Genomic DNA, 24,829 nt, shown 5'->3' with positions numbered 1-24,829 from the left:
ATAGGTTAAAAAAATAGCGCATTTAAAATGCGCTATTATGGTGCAAACTAATTAGTTAATGTTCAAAATTAAGCCTCTACAGGCTCTGCTTTAGGTAATATTAAGTTAAGTACGATACCTAAGATGGCGCATAAACTTACGCCCTCCAAACTAAATTGGCTACCACCAACATGCATTCCTCCAATACCGCACACTAAAATAAGGGCAACAATGCTTAAGTTGCGCGGCGCAGTTAAATCATCTCCCGACTTAACCAGTGTATTTAGGCCAACAACGGCAATAGAACCAAAAAGTAGAATCATAATACCGCCCATTACAGGTACCGGTATTGTTTGCAGCCCAGCCCCCATTTTAGCGATAAACGCTAAAGCAATAGCAATAATGGCCGTCCACATCATTACTTTTGGATTAAAGTTTTTGGTAAGCATTACTGCCCCCGTTACTTCTGAGTAAGTAGTGTTAGGCGGGCCACCAAATAATGACGCGGCTGATGTAGCTAAGCCGTCACCAAACAAAGTACGGTGCAAGCCAGGCTTTTTCAAAAAGTCTTTGTTGGTTACTTGGCTAATCGCCATCATATCGCCAATGTGTTCAATGGCTGGCGCAATAGCCACTGGCACCATAAACAAAATAGCTTGCCATTTAAATTCTGGCCATGTGAAGTTAGGCACAGCGAACCATTGTGCATTACTTACTGCGTCAAATTGCACAACACCTAAAATAAGCGATAAGCCATAACCCGCTACAACCCCTGCCAGAATAGGAATAAGTTTAAATACCCCCCTTCCCCATACTGCAAAAACAAGCGTTACTAATAACGAAAACATCGAAATAAAAATAGCGTTATTGTAATCAATAATTTGAAGACTGCCGTCGCCACTTTTACCCATCGCCATATTTACAGCAACAGGTGCAAGGGCTAAACCAATAACCATAATTACGGGGCCTACAACCACAGGTGGTAAAATTTTATGAAGCGTTGCTACGCCTTTAAATTTTACTAATAAGCTCAACAGCATATATGCAAAACCTGCCGCCATTAAGCCCCCCATTGTCGCGGGCACACCCCACATTTGCACGGCAGCAATAATAGGTGCAATAAAAGCAAATGAAGAGGCTAAAAATATAGGCACTTGACCTTTAGTCACTATCTGAAACAGCAAAGTACCAATGCCTGCGGTAAACAATGCCACACTCGGATCGAGCCCTGTTAATAGCGGCACAAGCACCAATGCACCAAATGCTACAAACAGCATTTGTGCACCCGTTAAAATGGTTTTTATAGAAAATGTGGCGTTATTTTGCACTGAACACTCCTAAACTGTACCGAATATTTTGTCGCCCGCATCACCTAAACCGGGCACTATGTATCCTTTTTCGTTCAGGTGGCTGTCTACTGATGCAGTAAATATTTCTACGTCTGGGTGAGCCTCAAGTGTTTTTGCAACGCCCTCCGGTGCTGCTACAAGTATAATAACTTTAATTTCTTTACAGCCTGCTTTTTTAAGCATGTCGATAGTGGCAATCATTGAGCCACCGGTTGCAAGCATTGGGTCAATTACTAGGCTCAAACGCTCGTCAATATTACCTACTAACTTTTCAAAATAAGGGATTGGCTCTAGCGTTTCTTCGTTACGTTGAAGACCTACAACACTAACCTTAGCGGCTGGTAGTAATTGCATTACACCGTCCATCATACCAAGGCCTGCACGTAAAATAGGCACTACTGTAATTTTTTTACCTTTAATGTGCTGCACATTTAATTTATTGCCGTCCCAACTGGTAATTTCGTTATCTTCAAGTGGAAGGTTTTTAGTAGCTTCGTAGGTTAATAATGTGCCTACTTCAGAGCACAGTTCACGAAAGCTTTTAGTGCTAATGCCATATGCGCGCATTAAACCAAGTTTATGTTGAACAAGAGGATGAGTAATAACGTGAATAGCCATGATAAAAACCTACAGAGACAATAATTAGCGGTATTTTATATTAAAAAAGGTCATTTGACCTGTAATTTTAAAGGGATTTTCATATGCTGTGCAAAAATCTATTGCTTTGCTTGATATTTATGCAAGTGGCTAACACAGTCTGTTTATTAAATATTAGCTGCTAACCAGTTATTTACTTGCTTAAGCATATAGCTATTTATTTTTTGATGTTCAGGACTCCAGCCAACTAAAAACCGATAAAAGTCAGCCCATGCCGCAGGCCATAAAACGAGCCAATCGTCAGCTATTTTACCTGCTGGTGCTGTAGGGTGATAAATATTAATAGCAGCCTTTAAATTATCAAAATAGTACACAAGGTAATCCTCAGCCCATTCGTGTAATTGTGCATCACTTAAGCAACTGGTCATAAAATACATTACATCAATTATCCCACTACCTGCACCTATATACTGAAAATCATAACCGAGTATTTTATCGCGCTCATTTGCTGCAAAGTTAGCAAGTTTTGCATCGCCATGAATCAGCGTTTTATACGCACAACTTTGTAGTTCCTCATCTATTTTATGTGCAAAATTTTTAATATCGGACTTTTCATTCGCGTTTGTTTTTAATTTATTAAACTCATCTGGCCGCGTACTTAAATGCCAATAATTGCCTTGCCGCCACAAGCCGTCAACAGGTTTGTTTAGGTTAAATGCATGAAAGTACGCAAGCCACTTTAATATAGCTTTTATATGTTCGCTTTTCGCTTGAGTAAACCCATGCTTGGTAAAGTTTTTAAACACCAGCGCGTATTCATCATCTTTATTAATTGCGCTTATACATTCAATACTTTGCGCATGTACTGGTAAATGCTGGCTATAAAGCTTATAAAAAGTGTATTCAACGCTATAGGAATGCTGTTTTCTTTTAAGTGCAAATTCGCTTTGTTTAATTTTTGGATGGTTTATATAGCTAGGTATTTTAATCGCTTTAATAACACATGCCTCATCATCAAGCTGGCACTGCACAATACTGCCACAGCCACTCCAAAGGGATGTTAACGTATCGCCAATTTCAATGTGCTTAAAATGAGGTTGTAATAAAGGAATGTAAAATGCCATGGTAATATTAAATAATTAAATTTTTTGTAGTTTAACATTAGTGGGCGTTTTTAATAAAACTACTTAATAAAAACCGAACGGTTTAACAAAAATATACATTTCTTTTTGACTGACACCCATCTTAATTTATCTATACAACTTGTTTCTAAAAATGCAAAATTTAGGATGGGCGTCTGGCTTATTTATCTTTGTTTTTTAGCAAGCTTGTGACGCATCATTACTGGGAAATGGGATACATGATAATTAACAAAAGCAAAAACTTAGATGTTTATACATCGGCTCGTCTTGACTTCAAGGGAGCGTCCATATGTGTCATGTTAATTTGTTTTATTAATATTTAGTCAAAGTTAGACATAGCCAAAGTATAACTTGTATAAAGCAATGCAGCGTCTGCTCGGATAACGTGTTCTAGTAACGCCTGTGCTCCTAATTATACTGATGGGCATTGACATAAACTATAAGCCTGACTTAATATCAACTGGCTAAAAATCAAGCAGGAAAGAAGTAAGTTTATTCTACAGGATGCTTACCTCTTTTTTCTAAAGAAACATAAAGCAAAGGAATCGCAAATGAAAGCCGATGGACATATAAAGATATCTGTAGAAGCAATTACTCAAATGCAAAAAAACTGTCAAGTGGAAAGGAAACTCTGTAGCCTTCCAATATTCGTAAATGGGACTTATCAGTGGAGCAACCCCGAAGTTTCAAATCGAGCTGATTTTATCTCTGCATTTATTGCCTACATGGTCAACCTTAGAGCATATAATTTTAACGCTTTCGATCCTAGAAAAAATCTTGCAAGACGAATCGCAGCGGTTGATTTTGATGAAAGTTGGACACATGAAGCTCCAACTGGCCAGCGTTATCACTTCATGAAATCTTCTAATGAAACCGAATATGACTCATACATTAATGGCTGTGTGTTCATTAAGGAGAAGATGGATCGATGGGTGATTGAGTGTAAGCAAAAAGTTAATATTTTAAAACAGCATCAAAATGATAATGAAAATGTAACTTTTCAAACTAGGAGGTACGGGGTAAAACATTTAGCTTTGGCTTTACACGCATTACAAGATTCATTTTCTCCAGCCCATACAGTAAGAAGTGAAAAAGCTATATATCAAATCAAATGCAGAAAAGAAGCTATGATCAGTGGTGTTGATGCTGCAGAAGCTAACCACCCCCATCCAATCATTAAAATATTTGATTATGATAAGCAGAAACATGGTTCACCAATAGACACAATTACTCCACACTCCAAAGGTGATATACACTCAGGGTCTTTGAATACTAATTCAGGTAAACTAGCTGTAAAAGCAACACAAGAGTTGATTATTTTGGGGTTACAATCGGTTTCTCAAAATAAAGATTCACTAGCTGGTTGGGGAGCATATAAAGCAAAGTGGTTAGCACAAAAAAACCTACCTAGTACGGAAAATTATAAATGTTCATAAGTAAAAGTAAATTAAAACGGATATTGTTTAATAAGATTTCTGGATCTATCTATTGGTTACTCGTATGGCCTTATATTAGTATGATTTTTCAATCCAATTCGCATTATCCTGCCTACCTTAAACCTATAGGTGTGTTTTTTGTTTCTTCAGATTCATCAGCGCCTGAAGGATACTATACAAGTATGTCCTATTTTATCAGTGACATTTTTCCTGCTATATTTTTCTGGGGGATATGGGCGGGAATAGTTATTATATTACCAGCAGCTAAATTTAAAAAAGATTAAAATTATCGCCATTTTAAACTACAGCTAAACTATGAAGCTACTTTAATCAGTTAAAATAGACAGCCACTATAATTAAACAAACAAAACGTTGCCATTAAATTTGTAGGTTAAGAATTTATCTTTTACTACTCGGTTACTTACATTTCATCCATAAAAAAATTAGCACGCTGAAACCTAAATTCGGCCCATGAAAATAACTGCATGGTGCAGTTGTGATTTATTACTGAATAGTTTTACTGAGTAGTTTAAGTTTTATGCCAATAGCTTTTCGCAGTTACTGATATTCGCTCGCCGCTTTCGCTTGAGTTAAACTAGACAGCCACTATAATTAAACAAACAAAACGTTGCCATTAAATTTAATTTGTTGGTTAAGAATTTATCTTTTACTACTCGGTTACTTACATTTCATCCATAAAAAAATTAGCACGCTGAAACCTAAATTCGGCCCATGAAAATAACTGCATGGTGCAGTTGTGATTTATTACTGAATAGTTTTACTGAGTAGTTTAAGTTTTATGCCAATAGCTTTTCGCAGTTACTGATATTCGCTCGCCGCTTTCGCTTTAAGTTTTCACAATAACTTTCTTGTGAGGCTGGCCTGCCTACTGCGCCATGAAATACGCGCGTAAATTGGGTTGTAAGCTTTAACCAGTTTTCGGGGGAAATATTAACTCTTTCGAGTAAGGGTAAGTGTGTACTTTTAATATAACCGCGTTTATCCTCTCGTATACAACGCCCTGTTAATTCAACAAGTTCAAGGTACGATTTAAGCTCAAACGGGAGTCCTTTTGGCATTATCTGACGTGGCATTCCTGCAAAGCGCAGTAGTTGTTTTGGTTGTTTGCCTTCTTTTGCGTATGTTAGTCGTTGTTTAACGCTGGTGTGGTCTGATTCCTCAGGCGTTTTAGCCATTTTAGCTCTAATTGGGTTTAAATCGACATACGCCATACAAGCGGCAAGTGCTGCTTCATCTAGTAATGCTTGTGATGTAAATCTGCCTTCCCAGAACCGTCCTGTGCAGTTATCTTCTTTATTTGCTCTGCGTGCAATGTTTTCATTTAACAACCGCATAAACCAGCTAATACTTGATAGGCGCTCGCGGTAGTCGTTTACTGTTTGATTGAAAAAGATAAGTTCGGCTTTACTTAGCTTTTCACCCTGTATGTATTTTTGCGTAAGTACAGTACCTTTACAGATCTTATGCCAGCGAATGATAATCGCTTTATCGTTTAATCGATTCGCTTTTTTATCATCAACATACAGTACTAAGTGGGTGTGATTACTCATAACAGCGTAAGCACATACATCAATACAAAATACCTTCGCTAATTCAAGCAGCTTATCTTTAACCCACCCTCGTCGATGCTCGTAAGATTGACCAGTAAAACGGTCTTCGCCACATAAAAATGCACGGCGCACGCAACGCGAAATACAGTGGTAGTATTTTGTATCAACCAAACTTACTTGTCGTTTTCTTGCAATTGCCATAAGACACCCTGCTTGTTTTTTGTACTAATTAAAGGCTAGCCTTTAATTTTGAAAAGTGCAAAATTTAGGATGGATGTCTAGTTTATTTGCGACGCGAAATACAGTGGTAGTATTTTGTATCAACCAAACTTACTTGTCGTTTTCTTGCAATTGCCATAAGACACCCTGCTTGTTTTTTGTACTAATTAAAGGCTAGCCTTTAATTTTGAAAAGTGCAAAATTTAGGATGGATGTCTAGTTTATTTGCGATGATGTAATACATTTATTATTAAAATAAACCCTAAACTTTAGTTCTTGTAATTTAGCCCAGCTAGTAAGTTCTGAAGCGAACTCATTAATTTGCGTTTCTTTTAAAGGCAGCTCATCAAGCCAGAATAAAACAACATGTTGCTCGTGAGCTGAGTCCTCACTTTGGCAATTAAATTCAAAATTCCCCTTTTTGCACTTCAGTTCATGACTGTACATGTGCACATTTTTCCTAAACCTAAATGCCCAACTCATTTAAACACCTAACGCAAAGCTTTGGGGCGGCTGGAGCGAAGCGTAAGCCGTCCCAGCCACGATAGTGGCGACAATAGCGCCTTGTTAGTTGCGAACAACACGATCAACCTTCCAATTTGTATACTCATAATTACTAAATTCTACCGGTTCACCATATTGAATAGACCTTCTTGCCATAGACTCGATTAATATTTTTTTATTATGTTCAAGTCCATTAAACCAGCTCATAGAAAAGTATGCGTTCTCTATATAGCTAAAAATCAATTCAACCAATTTACTCGGAAGATCATTATGACTAATACTGATTAAAGAATCAGCGAATTCACCGCATTTCGTAAAACTTTTAGGCCATGAAAAAACTAAGGCATAACCATCTTTTGTATTCAAAGTATTGACTGCAATATTCTCTACAAATTTGACACCCGGCGCCAAAGTTTGGATACGCCTACCGCTGATAGTAAAGTCAGGTGAAAAACAACCTGAAACTGCAATGTCTAAGTCACCTGTAAAATAAACAGTTAGGCTTTCAAAATCATCATAAGCTTGAGACTGGTGGCTGTTTACATAAGTATTTAATGTTTCTTTAAAATCATCGATTCCTTTAAAAAAACCTTGTTTCATTGAGTACAAGTTTCTCTGTAATTCAACTTGAGCCTCCACTGGCATACCTCGATCAACATGTTGGCTCATGAAAGGTAACCCTTTAACTACGCTGATTTTTTTGAAGTATTCTAAGGCTACAGCTCTATAGCCTGCGATAAAACTTTGACTTTTTGATCCGTTATATAACTCATCTTCAATGGGGCTAAACATTGCTTTATCGTGTTTCGCACAGAAACCCTTGAAAGTAGATGCCTTTTGCCAACCTAATTTCAGTACTAGATCTTTTCCATTCTGGTCAGTTCTGAAGCAATAAACATGATTTGATTCATCGGAGATGGATTTCAACGATCCTTTCTTTTGAATTGTATGAGCGTCAATAATTTTACTACTGCAAGAATCATCAGATGCATCAGGATGCATACACTCTTTATGAAATGTCTTTGATCTTAGCTCAGCAATGAGTCGATTGATTGAGAGCGCTTCTTCAGTAGATCTATTCAAATGGCACTTTTTATATTTCTGACCAGATCCACACCAACACGGCTCATTTCTGCCTATTTTGCTCATATGTTCCTTGTTGCAACTAGACATAATGACTCCCACACGGTGTTAGCCTCCGCTTTTCGTGGGTTAGCTTAATTCAAAGCCAGAGCCATAATTAGTTTGTCAATTAACTAAACAGCAGAGGCTAACATGAATAAACATAGCATACTTTTTATCGGTCTTGATACACATAAAGAATTCAATGAAGTCGCCTATATTGAAGAACATAGAGGTGCGAAACCCGTTCATCTTGGCCGAGTTTCGTCTTCCAAAGTGGCTGTTCAAAAGCTTGTTCGTCAGTTTGAATCCAAATACCCTGGCGCAACACTTCATTTTGTTTATGAAGCTGGCCCATGTGGTTATTGGATTTACAGATTAATTACCAGTCTCGGCCATTGCTGTTATGTGGTTGCACCCTCTCTTATTCCCAAAAAGCCAGGTGAGAAGATTAAAACCGATAAACGTGATGCCCTTAAGCTCGCTAAATTACTTAAATCTGAAGATTTAACACCTATTTATGTTCCCGAGCCTGAAGATGAAGCCGTACGTGATTTATCTCGCGCACGCGAAGTGGCAATGAAGGATTTAAAAGATGCTAAATATCAATTAAAGGCACTGCTGCTTCGCAATAATATTAATTACAGAGGCACTGCAAATTGGTCACAAAAACATTTACGTTGGCTCACTGAGCTTGTGTTGCCACATCCCGCGCAGCACATCGTCTTACAAGAGTTTTTACACACAATTAATGAACGAATAAGCCGACTTGAACGGCTAGACAATGAACTAACACACCATGTTCACCAGTGGCGTTATTATCCTGTAGTAAAAGCAATACAAGCTATGCGTGGCGTTCGTTTGTTGGTCGCCACCGGCGTTGTTGCTGAGCTTGGCGATTTATCGCGCTTCGACCACCCCCGCAAATTAATGAGTTATCTTGGTCTTGTACCTAGTGAGCACTCGAGTGGTGGCAAACGCCATATTGGCGCCATCACAAAATGCGGAAACGGCCGAGCGAGGCGCCTTCTCGTTGAAGGCGCACACACTTATCGGTATGCGGCAAATATATCGACAGATATGCAAAAACGACAAGAGGGTTTACCAAAGGACATTATTGATATTGCGTGGAAAGCACAACTTAGGCTCTGCAAGCGCTATAAAAAAATGATAGCCAAAGGGAAACATTACAACCTGGTTGTCACCGCCATTGCTCGAGAAATGATTGCATACATATGGGCAATTGCAAAAGAAGTGGTGCTAACGCCAGTAAATACAAAACTTAGATTGGCAAGAGTACCTGCATGATAAACGAATTAGAGTTAATGCATAGGATCAAGCATCGGGAGTGGCACAACCACCGACGGCGTTAGGATGGCAATGTAGCTAACGCTTCATTGAACCACGAACATAGACTGAAGACAGGTGCCACGACGAAATAAGTAAGGTCTGCTCTGTTACTAGAAATAGTAATAACCAACGAATATCAGCAAGATAACCGACGACATTACTTGCTTCATCCTATGTATTAACTCGCTCTAATTCGAGCTAAAGTAATTATGGCTTAAAAAAGTTAGGCAGGGATCAGTGCGTTTAACTTGACAGTGGGAGTCATACCAACGCCTCATTAAGAGGCAATAAAATAGTTGGTTAAAATAAGCGAGGCACGAGCAAAAACCAACTGTTTTTTGTCCTGCTTTAATGACTTGTTAGTTTTACTTAAACTGCATAGCCATTTCTTGTGCTTGTTCATAACTATTACAGTTAAAATCAGCAACTTTAGTAAAAACAATCCAAGTAGTTTTTTGTTCAAAATCATGGTTTGGAAAACGCTCCATGTAACTACTACCTAAGGCTTTTTTAGTATTAGGGATTTCAAAAATTTCAGAATCCCCGATTATTTCAGATTGTAGAGCTACTTTTTTTTGATAGTTATAGATATCTAACTCGTTTAATTCTTCCTGTTCCCAAATTTCTGATATTAAGCTCAAATTTCCATTTAAGAGTTCTTTCAACTCATTTTTCATTAACTCTGAAGTTATTTGAATAGCCTGAGCAGACTCTTTGGGAAGTTTAGGTTTACTTTCAAGTTTATTGAGCAACTCAGCAAGAGAAACTGGCTGTTTAGGGTAATCTGTAGCAGGCTTTCCAATCACGCACCAATAATCATCGTTATAACTACTGTGACAAAACACAATCATAAGAATTGAGGATGAATAACAAATAGATGATTCATCCCTAAAGGTTTTAGGTGGTTTGCTCTCAAAACCAAATTGCTTTAAGAATTTAAAGCTACTCTGAATATTGTTTATAAATTTTCGGCTAGATTGAAACACCATACTTCCTTGTAAAACTAACGCTTTGCTAAGCGGCAATAAAATAGCTGGCTAAAATTAGCGAGGAACGAGCAAAAGCCAGCTGTTTTTTGTCCGTTTAAGCAACTTGTTAGAGCACCATTACGCCGCATTTTCAGCAGCTTCTTCTTCAATATTGTCCTTTGCTACACTCTCATAATATTTCTTAGTTAATTCAGATTGTAAGAAATCGTCGTTTAATAGTTTAAGAAATAAATTTTGAGATTTTTTAGTTTTCAAATCAAACTGAGAGCCATCGCTACTATATTTAAACTTACCTTTTAACGCAGGGTGAGTATTTGTAAAAGATAATATTTCACGATTAGGTATTACTGATAAAACAGGTGATTGACTAGCCGATTTAACCAGCTTTCTTGAAAAAGTTATATCATCAAGGCGAGATTCAAATACACCACAATCCATTACTAAATCAGATGATTTAATATTCTCTACACCCTGTGTAGCAATGTTTTTAATGGCATCATGGAAACCGAAAAATCTCTCTAATGCCTTAATGTCGAGGATGTAATATTTACCATTCAATTTGATAAACTGAAACTTGGGATCAATTTTAAGAATATCTTGATCTAGTTTCTGAAATCTATTTGAGCCTCGCATTTTAGTAAGGCTAAAGCCGCTATCTTTTTGTAATAATGTTATTGGGTAGTGGTGTTTATAAATGGCAAGTTGAACGTCTTGATTACCAATTAAAATAAGCACTCCTTCAAGTTGTTTTAATGAGTCATCACTAAATGAAAAAGGGTCAAACTTTTCACTTTCAATTATTTTTTTTAAATTCGACAGTTCATCAGGAATATCATCTAAATCATACTCGTATAAAGCATTTTTTCTGTCATCTGCACTTGATATTGGAATCAGTGAAAGATCATCATTAAGGAGAATATTATTACTCAATGACTCCGTAAACATTTCTGCCAATTTAGTCTGATCTTCTTCATTAATATCAACAGACTTAACACACATGCCTTCATCGCCATCTAACAGAAAGAAAAATTCAGCAGAACATCCTTTCGCTGTTATAACCGATGAAATTTCTTCCTTTAAGTTTTCAATAGTCATTCGACTTTCCTCGCAAAATATACTTTGTTATCTAAATCTAATGTTTTTAATTGATCAAGTTCACTTAACCTATCTTTTGTAATTACAACAATATTTTCTTTTATGCCGGTTCTTGTCTTAACCGTCACTTTGTATAATCTAAAACCTAAAACGGCCAGAGTCGGGTTGGCATAAAACTTATCTGTTTTTACATAAATAATACCGATGACAATTAATAAAAAGGCTAGAGCTATCAAATACCTTGTACTTGTCAGGTTAAAACAGATTAAAGGAATTATATAAGTAGTTAGAAATGTAAGATGCTCGTAATTCAGGTCTTCAATATCTGTAATTTCAACGGGTAATTTCTTACTACCTGAAACTCTATAATCAAAGCGATAATAAAAAATAACCCCGAATAAAACCAACAGCAAAGAAATAGCAGGAACTATATTCTTTTTAATAACGTCCCAAACTCCAATGAATTGGCAGTTATCACCAAAGCACATAGGAATATCTACAGTGATCACAATGATTAAGAAAAACAGGAACCAAAGTGACATTATGTATAATTCGAATTTGTCCCAAATCTCGCCAAACTTCATATGTTCATCCATGCTTGATTACTGGTGCTCTAACGCCCCAATAAGGGGCTAAAATTGTTTGCTAAAATGTGTAGCGAAGCGAAACCGAGCAAACTGTTTTTAGTCCCGCTTAATTGACTTGTTATGCGTATTTTCAACCAATTCATTTAGAGACGATAGCTCACTATCAAAATGACTTTTCTCATTTTTAGGTATTACTCCGCCGCAGTAATATGTATCAAGTTTACCTTTAACATCGTAAGCATAAACTAAATAAGTTTGTGATTCATTAAACCAATACCCGTTACAACTTGCTCTATTAGCTACGGTATCTAGAGTGACCTTTTTGTTATTACCTTTCCATGATTGGATAACAGAAAAATCCACTAGAATATGATCTTCATTGAAAGGTGATTTAGTTCCTTTTATAGTGATAGATGAAACTTTTCCAATAAATACATATTTTGCATTCGCTAATTTATCATTTACTTCGCCAAGTCTACAGTCACAAGCTAATGCAATATTGGTAAAAATTAGAAGAGAAATTAATGTAGATAATTTTAACATCCGGATGATCCTATACGCATAACACCCGCATAACGGGCAGAAACACGTAGGCTACAATACCAAGCGAAGCGCAGGGAGCCTACGTGTTTTTGTCCCTAGCGAGCGCAGCGAGTGTTAATGCGTTTGTTATGTTTTTACGACACTAAATTAGAAATAACTTTATTATTTTTAGAGCTTTCAATTGTATCTAAGAGCTCAATTTTGCTCGACTCCATATTGTACCAAAAGCAAGACGTCATAATTGGGAGTTTACTATGCTTTTGTATTAAGTCGCCTAGATCTTGGTCGGAGTACATACTTAATAAATTGGAAAAAGCATCAATAGCTAAAGCACAATATTCGTTACTGGAGTTATCGGGGAATAGGAGTTTTAGCTCAATATTTTTATCGACGTAAAATATTGATGAAGATATTGAAAAAGAGCCTGAAAAGTAATTTTCTTTATATACGCCACCAGATGTAACTCTGCGAATTTTTAAAGAGGCATCTTTTTGAAGAAATTTAGGTACTATTTTTTCGCTAATGGCCTTTTTTAGAATTTTGTAATGGTCTTTTCCCGCCTCTTTTAAAAATTCGTCAAAATACGGCTTTAAAATATAGAGACCAAAAGCTGTTGGTATTAACCAATCTAAAGAGGCGTACGGTGTATTTCGCCGCTCTTTTTCTGAAACGGCGAACTTTGAAGCTTTAAGCTCTTCATAAAAATCTAGCAGCTCAGCTTCTGGAATTAGTTCGCTTCTGCTCGCACTTAATTCATACATACTTAATGGTTACTCGTTCCATGATAAAAACATAACGTCTTGCACAGTGGAAAACGACGAGCGCCAGCGAGTTGGTTTTCCAATGCTGCAACTTGTTATGTGTTTTTAACTTGTTGATAGCTATCATGGAAACCTTTAACTTTATTGATGATATCTTTATCTGGTAGCTGATGGTGTATTGACTGACCCCATTTACCAAGTAATGTTGACTCTTTTAAATGTTCTTTAACGCCAGTATTTTCAATTAAATCTTTTGCTTCTTGCTCTACAGTCGCTGACTCATATAAAAATATGTCTCTAGCATCAGCTTTAATATGAAAGGTTTCTCCCAATTGAGAAAGTTCTTTAGCTAGATCAAAACCTATATTACTGATTTCAATTTTATTCATTTCTACGTTCTCATAAGACACATAACGCCCGCATAAACGGACAAAAATTGTTGGCTAAGATTGTTGAGGAACGAAACAAAGCCAACTGTTTTTGTTCCGATTTAATGCACTTGTTATAAGGCTTTACAAGTCATAGAAGCCTGCTGATAATATATCAAAGTTTTCTACTCCGATTCCGATACTGATGACTACACCATTTTTACTCCACGATAAATCATAGCGTTGCTCGTTCTTAATGATTTCTAAATCAAGAACAGTTAATAAGGAGCCATTGCTGTCAAAATACTTAATTTCATATTTACCATCAAACTTTGTACTTTGACCACCAATAGCCAAACCTGTTCCGTGACCATAATCAGCATGAATCCAGACAGCTTTTAACTCACCAACACTATTTCCTTTAGAATATTGGACTGAACCTATATTTGACATTTAAAACTCCAAACACGAATTGCCTTATAACGCCTCAAGAAGGGGCGCCGTTTACGGCGTCCCTCTTGCTTGATTTGTTATGCATTGTTTCAGACTGTTCGGTTTCAATTATAGTATCGGTAGTTTGCTGTTTTTTTATAACCTTGGCGTAAGCGTCAATTACTTTTGATAGTCCTTTTTCCTTGCCAGCGTAAGTTGGATATTTATTGGCAGCAAAATACGCATAATCTAGAGTTGTCTTACTTTGAACTGCTTTATCGACAATAAGATCAAGCATTTCTGCTCTGCTTGCATATGTAGGCATTTCCAACGCAGCCATCAATGCAATGTTGAAGTCATCGACATCAAGCGCAGCTACGACTACCTTTTTTAAGCCTTTCTGTTGAGCGGCATATGTAGGCATTCCATCGGCGGCCTTAAACATGGCAGCCAGCCAATTTCTTTCCCTGGAATAAACAGGAATATCCAGTGTTAGTTCAATCTCATCCGCACGCTGCTCAAACTCATTACTAGGTGAGCCTGTACCAGATGTGTCATTGCTACCAGAGAAGTAAGATGCTCCTGCAAAAACAGCCCCAACTATTGTAGCTATTGCAGCCAAGTTATTGAGCTTCAAATATATCTCCTAAGATACATAACGCCGTTATAACCCGCCGGAACGGAGTTGATTTGTTTGCGCTAGCGTAGCGGTTTAGCGCAAACGAAGCAACGCAGTGCAGGTCGGGTTGATAACATTGTTAGCTGACCGTGTAATACATATATTTAGCCACACGCCAAAATACTAAACTTGATACTTAACCGCCTCAAGCGGCACAAAAACCTTAACGACAACGCACAAAACCAAATGACCTTTTACTATACTCCGCACCTCAGCGCGCGCAACTTAACTTTACCGCTGCGTATTTCTTTTGTACTTTAACATATTGCCTGATTTTTATATTTCCGCCTCAGTGGTGCATGGCGACAGATTTATAACATTTGGCTTCTTTAGAAGTACAACACCTATTCTGTAACATCTTTCTTTTCATGGTTTTTTGCTTTTAAAGCTAACAATTTAATAGTGCGCTCATCGCGCATATATCTGCCAATGTCACGCTCATGTATTCAATAATTCTTTTTTAACAAATAACTTAACACATTGCTACATATAATTTTTTATTAGCACTCAAACTCTCAATAAAAGAGAAAATGCGCTCGTCGCTCATTTTCTTGAATATGGGAGCAGCACAACTATACTGTATATAAATACAGCGTTATTATTGGTGGTAATATGAAAACACGTTCTCCATTTTTAAATTATATAGCTGAATATATGCTAGTTCGTCAATATTCATTACGCACCGTAGATACCTACCTAAGATGGATTGCATCTTATATCCATTTTCATAATAAACGCCATCCCGCCTCAATGGGGGACAATGAAGTCGAACGCTACTTAGAACATTTAGTGTTAAAGCAAAACGTTGCACCACGTACGCAAGCCACCGCACTCAATTCATTGTCATTTTTATACAAGCACATAATAAAAAAAGAACTCTCATTAAATTTAAATTTTGCCCGTAGTAAAAAACAAGCAAAGCTCCCTGTAGTGATGACCCCAGAGGAAGTTAAAATGTTGATGGCTCATTTAAATAAGCGCTATTATTTAATTGCAGCCCTTATGTATGGAAGTGGCTTAAGAGTAATGGAAGCGGTGCAATTAAGAGTAAAAGATATTGATTTTGATTATAAATGCATTCAAGTATGGAATGGAAAAGGTAATAAACACCGCATTGTTACGCTGGCCACAGAGCTAATTCCTATGCTGAGAAATCAAATTTTGAACGTTGATGACTATTTAAAACTGGATTTAAATAATACGGAATATTCTGGCGTATGGATGCCATATGCTTTAACAAAAAAATATCCAAGTGCCGCAAAATCGCTTGCGTGGCAGTATTTATTTCCTTCTCATATATTAAGTTCAGATCCTCAAAGTGGTGAAATAAGGCGACATCATTTTCATCACTCTTGTATTAGAAAAGAGGTTAAAAAAGCCGTCCAAAAATCAGGGTTAACAAAAATAATAACACCTCATACATTAAGGCACTCTTTTGCTACTCATCTACTGCAAAATGGCGCCGATATAAGAACTGTTCAAGCTCAGCTTGGCCATTCTGATGTTAAAACTACACAAATTTATACCCATGTACTACAACAAGGTGCTAACGGGGTTATCAGCCCTTTTTCAAGATTATAAGCGTCTCTTTTTAGTCCTCTACACATACATACTCGCTTACAAATCAATACCGCTATCTATTTCCATTTTAAAAACATAAAAAAGCCCCGCTTGTTTTTACACAAGCGGGGCTCCACACTAATTTTTTACTCAAGAATAAAAGCGCCGATACTGCGGGCGCTTTGCATCATTGAATTTAATTTTACTGATTAACTACGCTTTTAAGCGGGTTAATCGGCTGTGCGTTATCGTCTAGTATGTTCATATCAAAATCGAACTCATCTACACGAATCGCTTTTTCACGTTTAATGTTGTAATCAATTAACTGAACGTGTTCAGCTTGGGTAATTACGTTCGCCGCTAGTGCGTTATCAAGCGTAATGTTAAAACGTGCACCTGGTTTAATTACTTTAGCACGTAGTGCTTTTTTAACTTTAGCCAGCTCGCCAAGTGATGCCATTTTAGCTTTGTAAGCTTGCTCATTAATATGATGACCATCGCCCTCAACTGGCTTAACTAAATGCGTAATTTGCGCTTTAAATGCGGTATCTAGCTGAGCTTGCTTAGCTAGTTCGCGGATTAAATCATCGCTAATTTTTGGCATTTTAGTTGAGTAGTTCATTGTAATGAAACGAATAAACTTACGTGTACCACTTGCAGGGAAGTTATCTAAAAACTTATGCAATGCTTCTTCAGCACTTTGTAGTGCAAAACGCGTTGCGTAATGGAAATACGGTGCAGCTTGTTCACGGTCACTACTTGATACTTTTTGCTCGTAATATTTAATTGATGCCATAGCTGCATATAAGAAGCTCATTACATCGCCTAAACGTGCCGATAGCATTTCTGCTTGTTTTAACTTACCGCCAAGTACAAGTAACGAAAAGTCTGCGTACACTGCAAGTTTTGCAGATAACTTATGTACTGCTTTTTCGTAGTCGCGTACTTCTGGTAATTCAGAGTTTGCACTTGCTGTAAATGGTAAAACACCAAGGCGGAAAGCACGTAAGCTGTTTGCTGTGCTGTAGCCAATTGTTTTACGTAAAATACCGTTAAATTCTTTATCTGCGCCTTTGTCTTCGCTATGAATTGACTCAACCATAGATTGTAAATATGGGTGACAACGCATAACACCTTGACCAAAAATCATTAGGTTACGAGTAAGAATGTTCGCGCCTTCTACCGTAATGGCAATCGGCTGAGCAACATAACCACTTGCTAAGGTATTTTGTGGACCGTTTTGAATCGCTTTTCCTGCTTGAATATCCATTGCTGAATCAAGTACGTCGCGACCAAGCTCTGTCATGTGGTATTTAGCGATTGCGGTTACTACTGATGGCTTTAAGCCCATGCCTAAGCCTTCAGTTGTAAGTACGCGCATTGCTTCTTGTAGGTATGTTTTACCTGCAATGTCAGCTAGTTTTTCTTGAATACCTTCAAATTGGCCAATCGCTAAACCAAACTGTTCACGCACTGCTGCGTATTCAGACGCTGATTTAAATGCAACTTGTGCTGTACTAACACCTAGCGCAGGTAATGAAATACCACGGCCGGCACCTAAACAGCTAACCAGCATTTGCCAACCACGGCCGATGTTTTTTTGCCCGCCAATAACAAAGTCCATTGGTACAAATACTTTGTTACCACGTGTAGTACCGTTGTAAAAACGAATGCCCATAGGGTCGTGGCGATTACCAAGCTCAACACCTGGGTGCTCTTTTGGAATAAGTGCACAGGTAATACCTAAGTTTTCTTTACCACCTAATAAACCATCAGGGTCAACTACTTTAAATGCTAAACCAAGTACGGTAGCAATAGGTGCTAGTGTAATGTAGCGCTTGTCCCAAGTAATTTCTAAACCAAGCACTTCTTCGCCGTTGTACATACCTTTAGTTACTTTACCAACATCAGGAATACCGCCTGCATCAGAACCCGCTTCTGGGCTTGTTAATGCAAAACATGGAATATCTGTACCATTTGCTAGGCGTGGTAGGTAATGTGCTTGCTGTTCTTGCGTACCAAAGTGAAGTAGTAACTCACCTGGGCCTAACGAGTTTGGAACCATGACGGTTACCGCAACTGCTGAACTTTTAGTCGCAATTGTGCCAACAATGGTTGAGTTTGCATAAGGGCTAAACTCTAAACCACCAAACGACTTAGGAATGATAAGCGAGAAAAAACGCTCTTTCTTCAAAAATTCTAAGATGTCATTTGGTAAATGAATGCCGTTTTGAATCACTGAATCGTCAATCATGCCCAGTAGTTCTTTTACTGGACCGTCTAAGAATGCTTGCTCGTCTGCGCTTAATGTAGCTGCAGGTACGTCGCGCAATGCGCTGAAATCAGGTTTACCTTGATAGATAGACCCTTCAAGCCATACATCACCCGCGTCTAGCGCTTCTTGTTCTGTGATAGAAATACTTGGTAATACTTTTTTTAGTTTTGTACGTAAACTCATGATTGAACTCATCCGACCAGCTAAATAATACCTACATTACGTCATAAAAAATCGTTTAGATCAATTACTCTATTCAATTAATTAACAGTTTTTTCAATTTATTTTCTTTACCTGAACGTAAACTGTTGAAACACAAAGGCTTACAGTTGTACGCTGAAAACAACTGTTTTTATTAAAATGACGAATAAAACAGCTAATAAACCTGAACTCTGGATAATAAATCTATCTCTAGCAGCTATTTTCAGTGCTAACTGCGTTGAATTTACTTGCAATAGGCCAGCTATTGACGCGTAAATTCGCCTTGTTTTCATTGAAAATCTCTGGCTAGAGAAAATAAATTTAAATATCACCATGATTCAATATGTTAGTAAACCTCTTAACCAGAGTTCAGGTTAATAAATAAAAATACGATTTGGTGGGATGCAAAATACATAAAATAGGCATAAAAAAACGCAGCATAAAATGCTGCGTTTTTTAAAGTGACGTATGCTTATGGTGCTACATGAACAACTTGTTTACCCGTAAAGCCACCCGCTAATTGCTTATTAAGCGCATCAGACACAGCCTGTGCATTAAACTCAACTGCGGTGAGTGCAGGCGTTTTAATATCGCCATTACACGCGCCTTCTAGCAATAAGTTACCCATAAAGCTTAAACGCTGTTGTGCACATAAACTATTAGCAAGCCATGCACCACCAAGCGATACCACGCTAATATTGGGCGCTCTGCGATACATTAGGTCCTGATCAAAGCATGGCAATGGATTTAGGCATGCAATTTTGCCGCAAAAACGCATTAACTCAATATTACGAGCTGTTGACTCACCACCAATTGTATCTATAACGGCATCAAAACCTTGTGGGCCGAGCTCTCTGCGAATTTTGTCACACAACTTTTTATCGTTGTAATCAAAAACCACCTCAGCACCTAACTGCTTAACCAGTTTATGGTTTCTTTTCGATGCAGTTGCAAAAACGTTTGCCCCCCGCTGCTTAGCATACTGAATAGCAAACTGCCCTACGGCCCCCGCACCACCTTCGATAAGTACAGTGTCGCCTTCGTTAATACTTAATTTGTCTATGCTTATAAGTGCAGCCATACCGGCACAAGGCAAAATAGCGGCCACCGCAGGGCTTAACCCTACTGGTAATACCGATACTGCGTAGTTAGGTACTTTTGTGTATTCACTCAATACACCTTGACCACCCACACTGGCATGCCACATGACCCGCTCACCCACGCTAGGAAAAACGCCTTTATTTGCTTTTACCACCACTCCCACGGCGTCAAGACCTAAAACATGGGGGTATTGCCAATTACAAAAACCCGATTTGGCAAATTGCCCATCAACAGGATTTAAGCCAACGTATTCAACTTTAATAAGCAATTCGTTGTCTGCACACTCTGGGACAGGCAATTGAACGTCAGCCAAGCTAATTTCTTCGTTTGGCTCTGGTAATACAATAGCGCGCATAGTGTGCGGTATAGTGTATTCATGTGTAACATCAGTATTAGGCATCAATATAACTCTACTTCTTAGTGTTGCTTAAAGCATAACTCCATCGCCCGTTAAATGACTGATAGGCATTAACTTTAGCGAGTAGCGATGAAATTTTTGAATCGACAGCGTTCTCTTGCGCTATTAAAACATCCTGACGCGCATCTAACAACTCAAGATAAGGAATTTGCCCTTCTTCGTACATTGCCTGTGCTTGTAAAAATGCTTTATTAGCAAAGTCATAACGCTCATCGGCAAAGCGTTTTTGCTGTGCTTGATTGACCAACAATTGCAGTGAAAGTTCACTTTCACTTAGTGCACTTAACACCACTTGTTGATAATCGCTGTAAGCGGCCTCACTTAAAAACTGCTGCGCGTCACGCTGCGCTAAAAGCGCAGGATAACTTAAAATAGACCACTGTAACTGCGGCGCTACTTGCCACTGTTGTTGTGTATCACTAAAGCCATTACTACCTAAACTAAGTACTCCAGCAAAACCACTTAAACTTATATCTGGCAATAACGCTTTGCTTGCGGCAACACTTAAACTGTTAGCTTGGCTAAAGTCATAAAGCGCACGACTAATATCGGGTCTTAGCGCAATTGCATTATTTGGCTCATTAAGAGACACCTTAAACTCATGCTCTAAAATAGCTTGTTCATTACTTAATTCAACGTTTTGCGTTAAACGCCCAGTAAGCACGGCAAGCGTTGACAGGTCGCGATATTTTGCATATTCAAAAGCAGGAACAAGTGCTTGCTGCTGTCTAAGCTGCGCCATAGTACGATTTAAATCAAGTTCGCTTGCAACACCTTCATCAACGCGAGCTTGTAGTACGTCTATACTTTGTTCAAGCGCTTCTATTTGCAGCGCTACAATGTGTTGTTTTTCAACATTACCCTGATAGCTTACAAACCCTTTAACAACCGACGAGACTACTTCAATCTGAAGTAAACGTACTTGCTCTGCTTGGCTCATAGCCGATGCATTTGCCGCATCAACCAATGCTGTAATGCGCCCAAACAAATCAAGTTGCCAGTCGAGCGCTAAATTAGCAGTTGATTGGCGGCTATTTACATCGCCTAGGCCACTGCGCTGAGCACTAATTTCAGCACCACCTTGCGGCAGGTATTGTGCTTTTTGCTCACCTAATCGTGCGAGCGCACTTTTAAGCGTTAATTGGCTAGTTTTTAAATCGTAGTTATTTGCAAGTGCCTGAGTTACCAGCTGATTCAATTGGCTTGATTCAAGCCCTTTCCACCAGCTTGTTTCGTCAGCGCCAGTAAGCTGCTCAGCAACGGCTGCTTTTGCAACAAACTCATTAATTGCGTTTTGCTCACTGAGCGTATCTATTTTGCTCGCACAGCCTGATAAAAACGCAGCCACCAATACAGTACTTATTGTTAAGCGTGTTTTTAGCGTTTTATTTGCTAACTTATTCATGTGGTAACTCCTGCGCTTTTTCTTTTTTATTTACTACAAGCATATAAAATACCGGTGTAAACAATAAGCCAAACACGGTTACACCAATCATGCCTGAGAACACGGCATTACCCATTGCATGGCGCATTTCGGCTCCTGCGCCGGTTGCCAATACAAGCGGTATAACACCAGCTGTAAACGCAATTGAGGTCATTAATATTGGGCGCAGGCGCATACGACACGCCGCTAATATGGCATCAAAATGTGATAATCCAGTCTCATTTTGATCTTTCGCAAATTCAATCATAAGAATCGCATTTTTGGATGCCAAGGCAACTAATACGATTAATGCTATTTGCGTAAATATATTGTTGTCTGAACCTACAAACCACACACCAAGTAACGCTGAAAATATGGTCATTGGCACGATTAAAATAATAGCCAATGGTAAACGCAAGCTTTCATACTGAGCAGCAAGTACCATAAATACCAGTAGCACTACCAGTGGGAATACATACACCATGGTATTACCCGCAAGTACTTGTTGGTAAGTAACCTCAGTCCACTCGTATTCAATACCACTTGGCAAGTTATCAGCAAGGATTGCTTCAATCGCCAGCTGTGCTTGATCTGAGCTGTAACCCGGCGCTGGGCTGCCGTTAAGTTCTGCACTTGGGTAGCCGTTGTAATGCATTACACGGTCAGGACCAATTGTTGGTGTAACCGTTAATACTGAACCTAATGGCACCATGTTACCCGCGCGGTTTCTTACTTTTAAATTAAGGATTTGGTCAGGGTCTAAACGGTAATCAGCATCTGCTTGCGCATTTACCTGGTACGTACGACCAAACAAGTTAAAGTCATTTACATACACCGAACCCAAGTAAATTTGTAATGCATTAAATACTTCATCAAGTGGAATACCCTGAATTAGTGCTTGTTCGCGGTCTACATCTATATCCATTTGTGGTACTTGAATACGAAAACTTGAGTAAAGCCCCATTAACGCAGGATCTTGCTGTGCTTTACCAATAACCGTTTGCAGGCTATTAAATAACGCTTCGAATCCTTTGTTTGATCTGTCTTCAATTTGCAACTTAAAGCCACCTGTTGTGCCTAAACCTTGAATTGGCGGTGGTGGGAATACCGCGACAAATGCTTCATCAATTGCGGCAAACCGTTGGTTTAGCTGCGCGGCAATAGCCATTGCAGATTTACTTGGATCGGCGCGGTCTTCAAACGCATCTAAAGGTGTAAAAACAATACCGCTGTTAGGGCTATTGGTAAAACCATTTACCGACAAACCAGGAAAAGCAACCGTATGCGCAACACCCGGAACATCTAAGGCAATTTGCTGCATTTGTCTTAATACATCTTCAGTGCGGTCAAGGCTTGCTGCGTCTGGTAACTGAGCAATCGCCACTAAGTATTGCTTATCTTGTTGTGGAATAAAGCCACCAGGTACGGTATCAAACAGTTTAATTGTACCGCCAACCAGTGCAACATAGGCCACCATAGCAATTAGGCTTAGGCGAATTAGCTTTTTAACCAATTTTTCGTAGCCCTTTGCGCCACGGTCAAATATGCGGTTGAATGGTTTAAATAACCAACGACCAAATAATTTATTTAGTAAACGTGTAAATGCATCTGGTTTTGCATCGTGCGATTTTAATAACAGCGCTGCTAATGCAGGTGAAAGTGTTAATGAATTAAACGCTGAGATAATAGTCGAAATTGTAATTGTAAGTGCAAATTGCTTATAAAACTGACCAGACAAACCTGTAATAAAGGCGGTTGGAATAAATACTGCACTTAATACCAATGCAATAGCAATAATAGGGCCAGTTACTTCGTTCATAGCAACGCGGGTGGCTTCAAGTGGTGATAAACCTTGCTCAATATTACGTTCAACGTTTTCTACAACTACAATCGCATCATCTACAACAATACCGATGGCAAGTACTAAGCCAAATAACGATAAGGTATTAATCGACACACCCAACCACTGCATAACAGCAAACGTACCAATAAGTGAAATAGGCACAGCAATAAGCGGGATAATAGACGCACGCCATGTTTGTAAAAATACAATAACTACAATTACAACCAGTACAATGGCTTCAAGTAACGTTGCAATTACTGCGTCAATCGAGCCGCGTACAAATACAGTAGGATCGTAAACAATGTCGTATTTAACCCCTTCTGGAAAATCTTTTGATAAACGCGCCATGGTTTCGCGCACTTGATCCGAAAGCTCAATAGCATTAGAACCTGGGCGCTGATATATAGGCATTGCGAGCGCTGGTTGAGTGTCTAACTCTGCGCGCAGTGAGTAAGTATTTTGCCCTAATTCAACACGTGCAATATCAGATAAACGTGTTAACTGACCTTCATCGCCTACTTTAATAATTACTTGTTCAAACTCTTCAATACTATTTAAACGCCCTTTCACGTTTAATAGTATTTGGAATTGGCTGTCGTTTGATACCGGCTGAGCACCTAAGCTACCTGCGGCCACTTGTTGGTTTTGCGAACGAAGCGCAGTTACAACATCGGTTGCTGTTAGCTCACGTGCTGCTAATGCATCTGGGTTTAACCATACCCGCATTGAGTATTTGCCCGGACCAAATAAGCGAATGTCGCCTACACCAGGTAGTCGTGCAATTTCGTCTTTAACATACAAATCGGCATAGTTAGATAAATACGCGGTATCGTGTGTTTTTTCTGGCGAATATAAATGCACCACCATGGTTAGATCCGGTGATGACTTTTCGGCTACCACGCCTAAACGTTGTACTTCTTCTGGCAAACGCGGCAATGCACTGTTTACACGGTTTTGTACTTGTACTTGAGCACGGTCTAAATCGGTACCCAATGCAAATGTTACCGTTAGGGTCATACGCCCATCGCTGGTTGCTTGTGAAAACATGTACAACATGTTTTCAGTGCCGTTTATTTCTTGCTCCAGTGGTGTTGCCACTGTTTGAGCAATAACCGTTGGGTTAGCACCGGGGTAACTTGCTGTTACAACTACTGTTGGTGGAACAACTTCTGGATATTCACTTACCGGTAGCTGAAATAAAGAAATGCCACCTGCAATTAAAATAACTAAAGACAACATAGCCGCAAATATCGGCCGTTGAATAAAAAAGTGTGAAAATTTCATC

At 38.6% G+C, this 24,829-nt stretch carries 21 protein-coding genes; 3 read left to right on the top strand and 18 right to left on the bottom strand.

Features of this window, described 5'->3' with window-relative positions; all coding sequences use genetic code 11:
- Window positions 1-68: 68 nt before the first annotated feature.
- The 3 genes from AOR04_RS20520 to AOR04_RS20510 all read right to left on the bottom strand — a co-directional run bounded on the left by AOR04_RS20520 (window position 69) and on the right by AOR04_RS20510 (window position 3,049).
- Window positions 69-1,307, bottom strand: coding sequence for a uracil-xanthine permease family protein (locus AOR04_RS20520; protein ID WP_096794530.1), 1,239 nt, complete (start codon window positions 1,305-1,307; stop codon window positions 69-71).
- A 9-nt stretch (window positions 1,308-1,316) separates the two neighbouring features.
- Entirely contained in the window at window positions 1,317-1,946 is a 630-nt protein-coding gene (upp, locus tag AOR04_RS20515) for a uracil phosphoribosyltransferase (protein WP_007378878.1), read from the bottom strand.
- Between the two features lie 146 nt (window positions 1,947-2,092).
- Window positions 2,093-3,049 carry a phosphotransferase gene (locus AOR04_RS20510; RefSeq protein WP_096794529.1) on the bottom strand — a complete coding sequence of 319 codons (957 nt, stop codon included), beginning with the start codon at window positions 3,047-3,049 and terminating at the stop codon, window positions 2,093-2,095.
- A 569-nt stretch (window positions 3,050-3,618) separates the two neighbouring features.
- Between AOR04_RS20510 and AOR04_RS20505 the strand changes: the two genes are divergently transcribed.
- Complete coding sequence (locus AOR04_RS20505; protein WP_096794528.1) at window positions 3,619-4,503, top strand: hypothetical protein; 885 nt, start codon at window positions 3,619-3,621, stop codon at window positions 4,501-4,503.
- A 797-nt stretch (window positions 4,504-5,300) separates the two neighbouring features.
- Here the strand turns inward: AOR04_RS20505 and AOR04_RS20495 are convergent.
- The 3 genes from AOR04_RS20495 to AOR04_RS20485 all read right to left on the bottom strand — a co-directional run bounded on the left by AOR04_RS20495 (window position 5,301) and on the right by AOR04_RS20485 (window position 7,946).
- On the bottom strand, window positions 5,301-6,275 hold the full coding sequence (locus AOR04_RS20495; RefSeq protein ID WP_096794527.1) for a transposase: 975 nt from the start codon (window positions 6,273-6,275) through the stop codon (window positions 5,301-5,303).
- 234 nt (window positions 6,276-6,509) lie between these two features.
- Window positions 6,510-6,740 (bottom strand): hypothetical protein, encoded by a 231-nt coding sequence (locus AOR04_RS20490; RefSeq protein ID WP_157770573.1) that lies wholly within the window; start codon window positions 6,738-6,740, stop codon window positions 6,510-6,512.
- Window positions 6,741-6,860: 120 nt separating this feature from the next.
- A complete protein-coding gene (locus tag AOR04_RS20485; protein WP_157770572.1) occupies window positions 6,861-7,946 on the bottom strand; it encodes a YecA family protein in 1,086 nt (361 codons plus the stop codon).
- Window positions 7,947-8,072: 126 nt separating this feature from the next.
- On the opposite strand from AOR04_RS20485, the gene AOR04_RS20480 reads away from it, so the two are divergent.
- Entirely contained in the window at window positions 8,073-9,227 is a 1,155-nt protein-coding gene (locus AOR04_RS20480) for an IS110 family transposase (RefSeq protein WP_033040661.1), read from the top strand.
- A gap of 407 nt (window positions 9,228-9,634) precedes the next feature.
- Here AOR04_RS20480 and AOR04_RS20475 read toward each other — a convergent pair whose 3' ends face one another.
- From AOR04_RS20475 to AOR04_RS20440, 8 genes are all read right to left on the bottom strand, one after another.
- Entirely contained in the window at window positions 9,635-10,258 is a 624-nt protein-coding gene (locus tag AOR04_RS20475) for a hypothetical protein (protein WP_096794524.1), read from the bottom strand.
- A 117-nt stretch (window positions 10,259-10,375) separates the two neighbouring features.
- Window positions 10,376-11,353: an anti-phage protein KwaB gene (gene kwaB / locus AOR04_RS20470; RefSeq protein ID WP_096794523.1), complete on the bottom strand. Its 978-nt coding sequence runs from the start codon at window positions 11,351-11,353 to the stop codon at window positions 10,376-10,378.
- A complete protein-coding gene (gene kwaA / locus AOR04_RS20465; RefSeq protein WP_232525547.1) occupies window positions 11,350-11,949 on the bottom strand; it encodes an anti-phage protein KwaA in 600 nt (199 codons plus the stop codon). Before kwaA ends, kwaB begins: the two co-directional genes overlap by 4 nt.
- 87 nt (window positions 11,950-12,036) lie before the next feature.
- Window positions 12,037-12,483 (bottom strand): hypothetical protein, encoded by a 447-nt coding sequence (locus tag AOR04_RS20460; RefSeq protein WP_096793620.1) that lies wholly within the window; start codon window positions 12,481-12,483, stop codon window positions 12,037-12,039.
- Between the two features lie 134 nt (window positions 12,484-12,617).
- Window positions 12,618-13,244 carry a hypothetical protein gene (locus AOR04_RS20455; RefSeq protein WP_096794521.1) on the bottom strand — a complete coding sequence of 209 codons (627 nt, stop codon included), beginning with the start codon at window positions 13,242-13,244 and terminating at the stop codon, window positions 12,618-12,620.
- 95 nt (window positions 13,245-13,339) lie between these two features.
- Window positions 13,340-13,654 (bottom strand): hypothetical protein, encoded by a 315-nt coding sequence (locus AOR04_RS20450; protein WP_157770571.1) that lies wholly within the window; start codon window positions 13,652-13,654, stop codon window positions 13,340-13,342.
- Window positions 13,655-13,756: 102 nt separating this feature from the next.
- Window positions 13,757-14,065, bottom strand: coding sequence for a hypothetical protein (locus AOR04_RS20445; RefSeq protein WP_096794519.1), 309 nt, complete (start codon window positions 14,063-14,065; stop codon window positions 13,757-13,759).
- 34 nt (window positions 14,066-14,099) lie between these two features.
- Complete coding sequence (locus AOR04_RS20440; protein WP_096794518.1) at window positions 14,100-14,681, bottom strand: hypothetical protein; 582 nt, start codon at window positions 14,679-14,681, stop codon at window positions 14,100-14,102.
- Window positions 14,682-15,335: 654 nt separating this feature from the next.
- On the opposite strand from AOR04_RS20440, the gene AOR04_RS20435 reads away from it, so the two are divergent.
- Window positions 15,336-16,304, top strand: a complete 969-nt coding sequence (locus AOR04_RS20435) for an integron integrase (RefSeq protein WP_096794517.1) — start codon at window positions 15,336-15,338, stop codon at window positions 16,302-16,304.
- A gap of 181 nt (window positions 16,305-16,485) precedes the next feature.
- Here the strand turns inward: AOR04_RS20435 and AOR04_RS20430 are convergent, their stop codons facing one another.
- The 4 genes from AOR04_RS20430 to AOR04_RS20415 all read right to left on the bottom strand — a co-directional run bounded on the left by AOR04_RS20430 (window position 16,486) and on the right by AOR04_RS20415 (window position 24,828).
- On the bottom strand, window positions 16,486-18,741 hold the full coding sequence (locus AOR04_RS20430) for an acyl-CoA dehydrogenase (protein ID WP_007375505.1): 2,256 nt from the start codon (window positions 18,739-18,741) through the stop codon (window positions 16,486-16,488).
- A gap of 490 nt (window positions 18,742-19,231) precedes the next feature.
- The gene (locus tag AOR04_RS20425) at window positions 19,232-20,260 is read right to left on the bottom strand and encodes a zinc-binding dehydrogenase (protein ID WP_096794516.1); all 1,029 of its coding nucleotides are present in this window, start codon (window positions 20,258-20,260) and stop codon (window positions 19,232-19,234) included.
- Window positions 20,261-20,270: 10 nt separating this feature from the next.
- Window positions 20,271-21,683 carry a TolC family protein gene (locus AOR04_RS20420; RefSeq protein ID WP_096794515.1) on the bottom strand — a complete coding sequence of 471 codons (1,413 nt, stop codon included), beginning with the start codon at window positions 21,681-21,683 and terminating at the stop codon, window positions 20,271-20,273.
- On the bottom strand, window positions 21,676-24,828 hold the full coding sequence (locus tag AOR04_RS20415; RefSeq protein ID WP_096794514.1) for an efflux RND transporter permease subunit: 3,153 nt from the start codon (window positions 24,826-24,828) through the stop codon (window positions 21,676-21,678). Before AOR04_RS20415 ends, AOR04_RS20420 begins: the two co-directional genes overlap by 8 nt.
- Window position 24,829: the final 1 nt, after the last annotated feature.

Source organism: Pseudoalteromonas sp. 1_2015MBL_MicDiv, from assembly GCF_002407505.1.
Lineage (GTDB): Bacteria > Pseudomonadota > Gammaproteobacteria > Enterobacterales > Alteromonadaceae > Pseudoalteromonas > Pseudoalteromonas fuliginea.
Note: the sequence above shows the minus strand (reverse complement) of the source record. Positions and strands in the feature narration are given on the sequence as shown.

What these genes read in the sequence shown, in the direction of transcription:
- AOR04_RS20420 (WP_096794515.1), bottom strand. Translation starts at nt 21,683, where the DNA reads ATGAATAAGTTAGCAAATAAAACGCTAAAAACACGCTTAACAATAAGT.
- AOR04_RS20430 (WP_007375505.1), bottom strand. Translation starts at nt 18,741, where the DNA reads ATGAGTTTACGTACAAAACTAAAAAAAGTATTACCAAGTATTTCTATC.
- kwaA (WP_232525547.1), bottom strand. Translation starts at nt 11,949, where the DNA reads ATGGATGAACATATGAAGTTTGGCGAGATTTGGGACAAATTCGAATTA.
- AOR04_RS20425 (WP_096794516.1), bottom strand. Translation starts at nt 20,260, where the DNA reads ATGCCTAATACTGATGTTACACATGAATACACTATACCGCACACTATG.
- AOR04_RS20460 (WP_096793620.1), bottom strand. Translation starts at nt 12,483, where the DNA reads ATGTTAAAATTATCTACATTAATTTCTCTTCTAATTTTTACCAATATT.
- kwaB (WP_096794523.1), bottom strand. Translation starts at nt 11,353, where the DNA reads ATGACTATTGAAAACTTAAAGGAAGAAATTTCATCGGTTATAACAGCG.
- AOR04_RS20490 (WP_157770573.1), bottom strand. Translation starts at nt 6,740, where the DNA reads ATGTACAGTCATGAACTGAAGTGCAAAAAGGGGAATTTTGAATTTAAT.
- AOR04_RS20480 (WP_033040661.1), top strand. Translation starts at nt 8,073, where the DNA reads ATGAATAAACATAGCATACTTTTTATCGGTCTTGATACACATAAAGAA.
- AOR04_RS20455 (WP_096794521.1), bottom strand. Translation starts at nt 13,244, where the DNA reads ATGTATGAATTAAGTGCGAGCAGAAGCGAACTAATTCCAGAAGCTGAG.
- AOR04_RS20475 (WP_096794524.1), bottom strand. Translation starts at nt 10,258, where the DNA reads ATGGTGTTTCAATCTAGCCGAAAATTTATAAACAATATTCAGAGTAGC.
- AOR04_RS20495 (WP_096794527.1), bottom strand. Translation starts at nt 6,275, where the DNA reads ATGGCAATTGCAAGAAAACGACAAGTAAGTTTGGTTGATACAAAATAC.
- AOR04_RS20415 (WP_096794514.1), bottom strand. Translation starts at nt 24,828, where the DNA reads ATGAAATTTTCACACTTTTTTATTCAACGGCCGATATTTGCGGCTATG.
- AOR04_RS20435 (WP_096794517.1), top strand. Translation starts at nt 15,336, where the DNA reads ATGAAAACACGTTCTCCATTTTTAAATTATATAGCTGAATATATGCTA.
- AOR04_RS20445 (WP_096794519.1), bottom strand. Translation starts at nt 14,065, where the DNA reads ATGTCAAATATAGGTTCAGTCCAATATTCTAAAGGAAATAGTGTTGGT.
- AOR04_RS20485 (WP_157770572.1), bottom strand. Translation starts at nt 7,946, where the DNA reads ATGAGCAAAATAGGCAGAAATGAGCCGTGTTGGTGTGGATCTGGTCAG.
- upp (WP_007378878.1), bottom strand. Translation starts at nt 1,946, where the DNA reads ATGGCTATTCACGTTATTACTCATCCTCTTGTTCAACATAAACTTGGT.
- AOR04_RS20505 (WP_096794528.1), top strand. Translation starts at nt 3,619, where the DNA reads ATGAAAGCCGATGGACATATAAAGATATCTGTAGAAGCAATTACTCAA.
- AOR04_RS20510 (WP_096794529.1), bottom strand. Translation starts at nt 3,049, where the DNA reads ATGGCATTTTACATTCCTTTATTACAACCTCATTTTAAGCACATTGAA.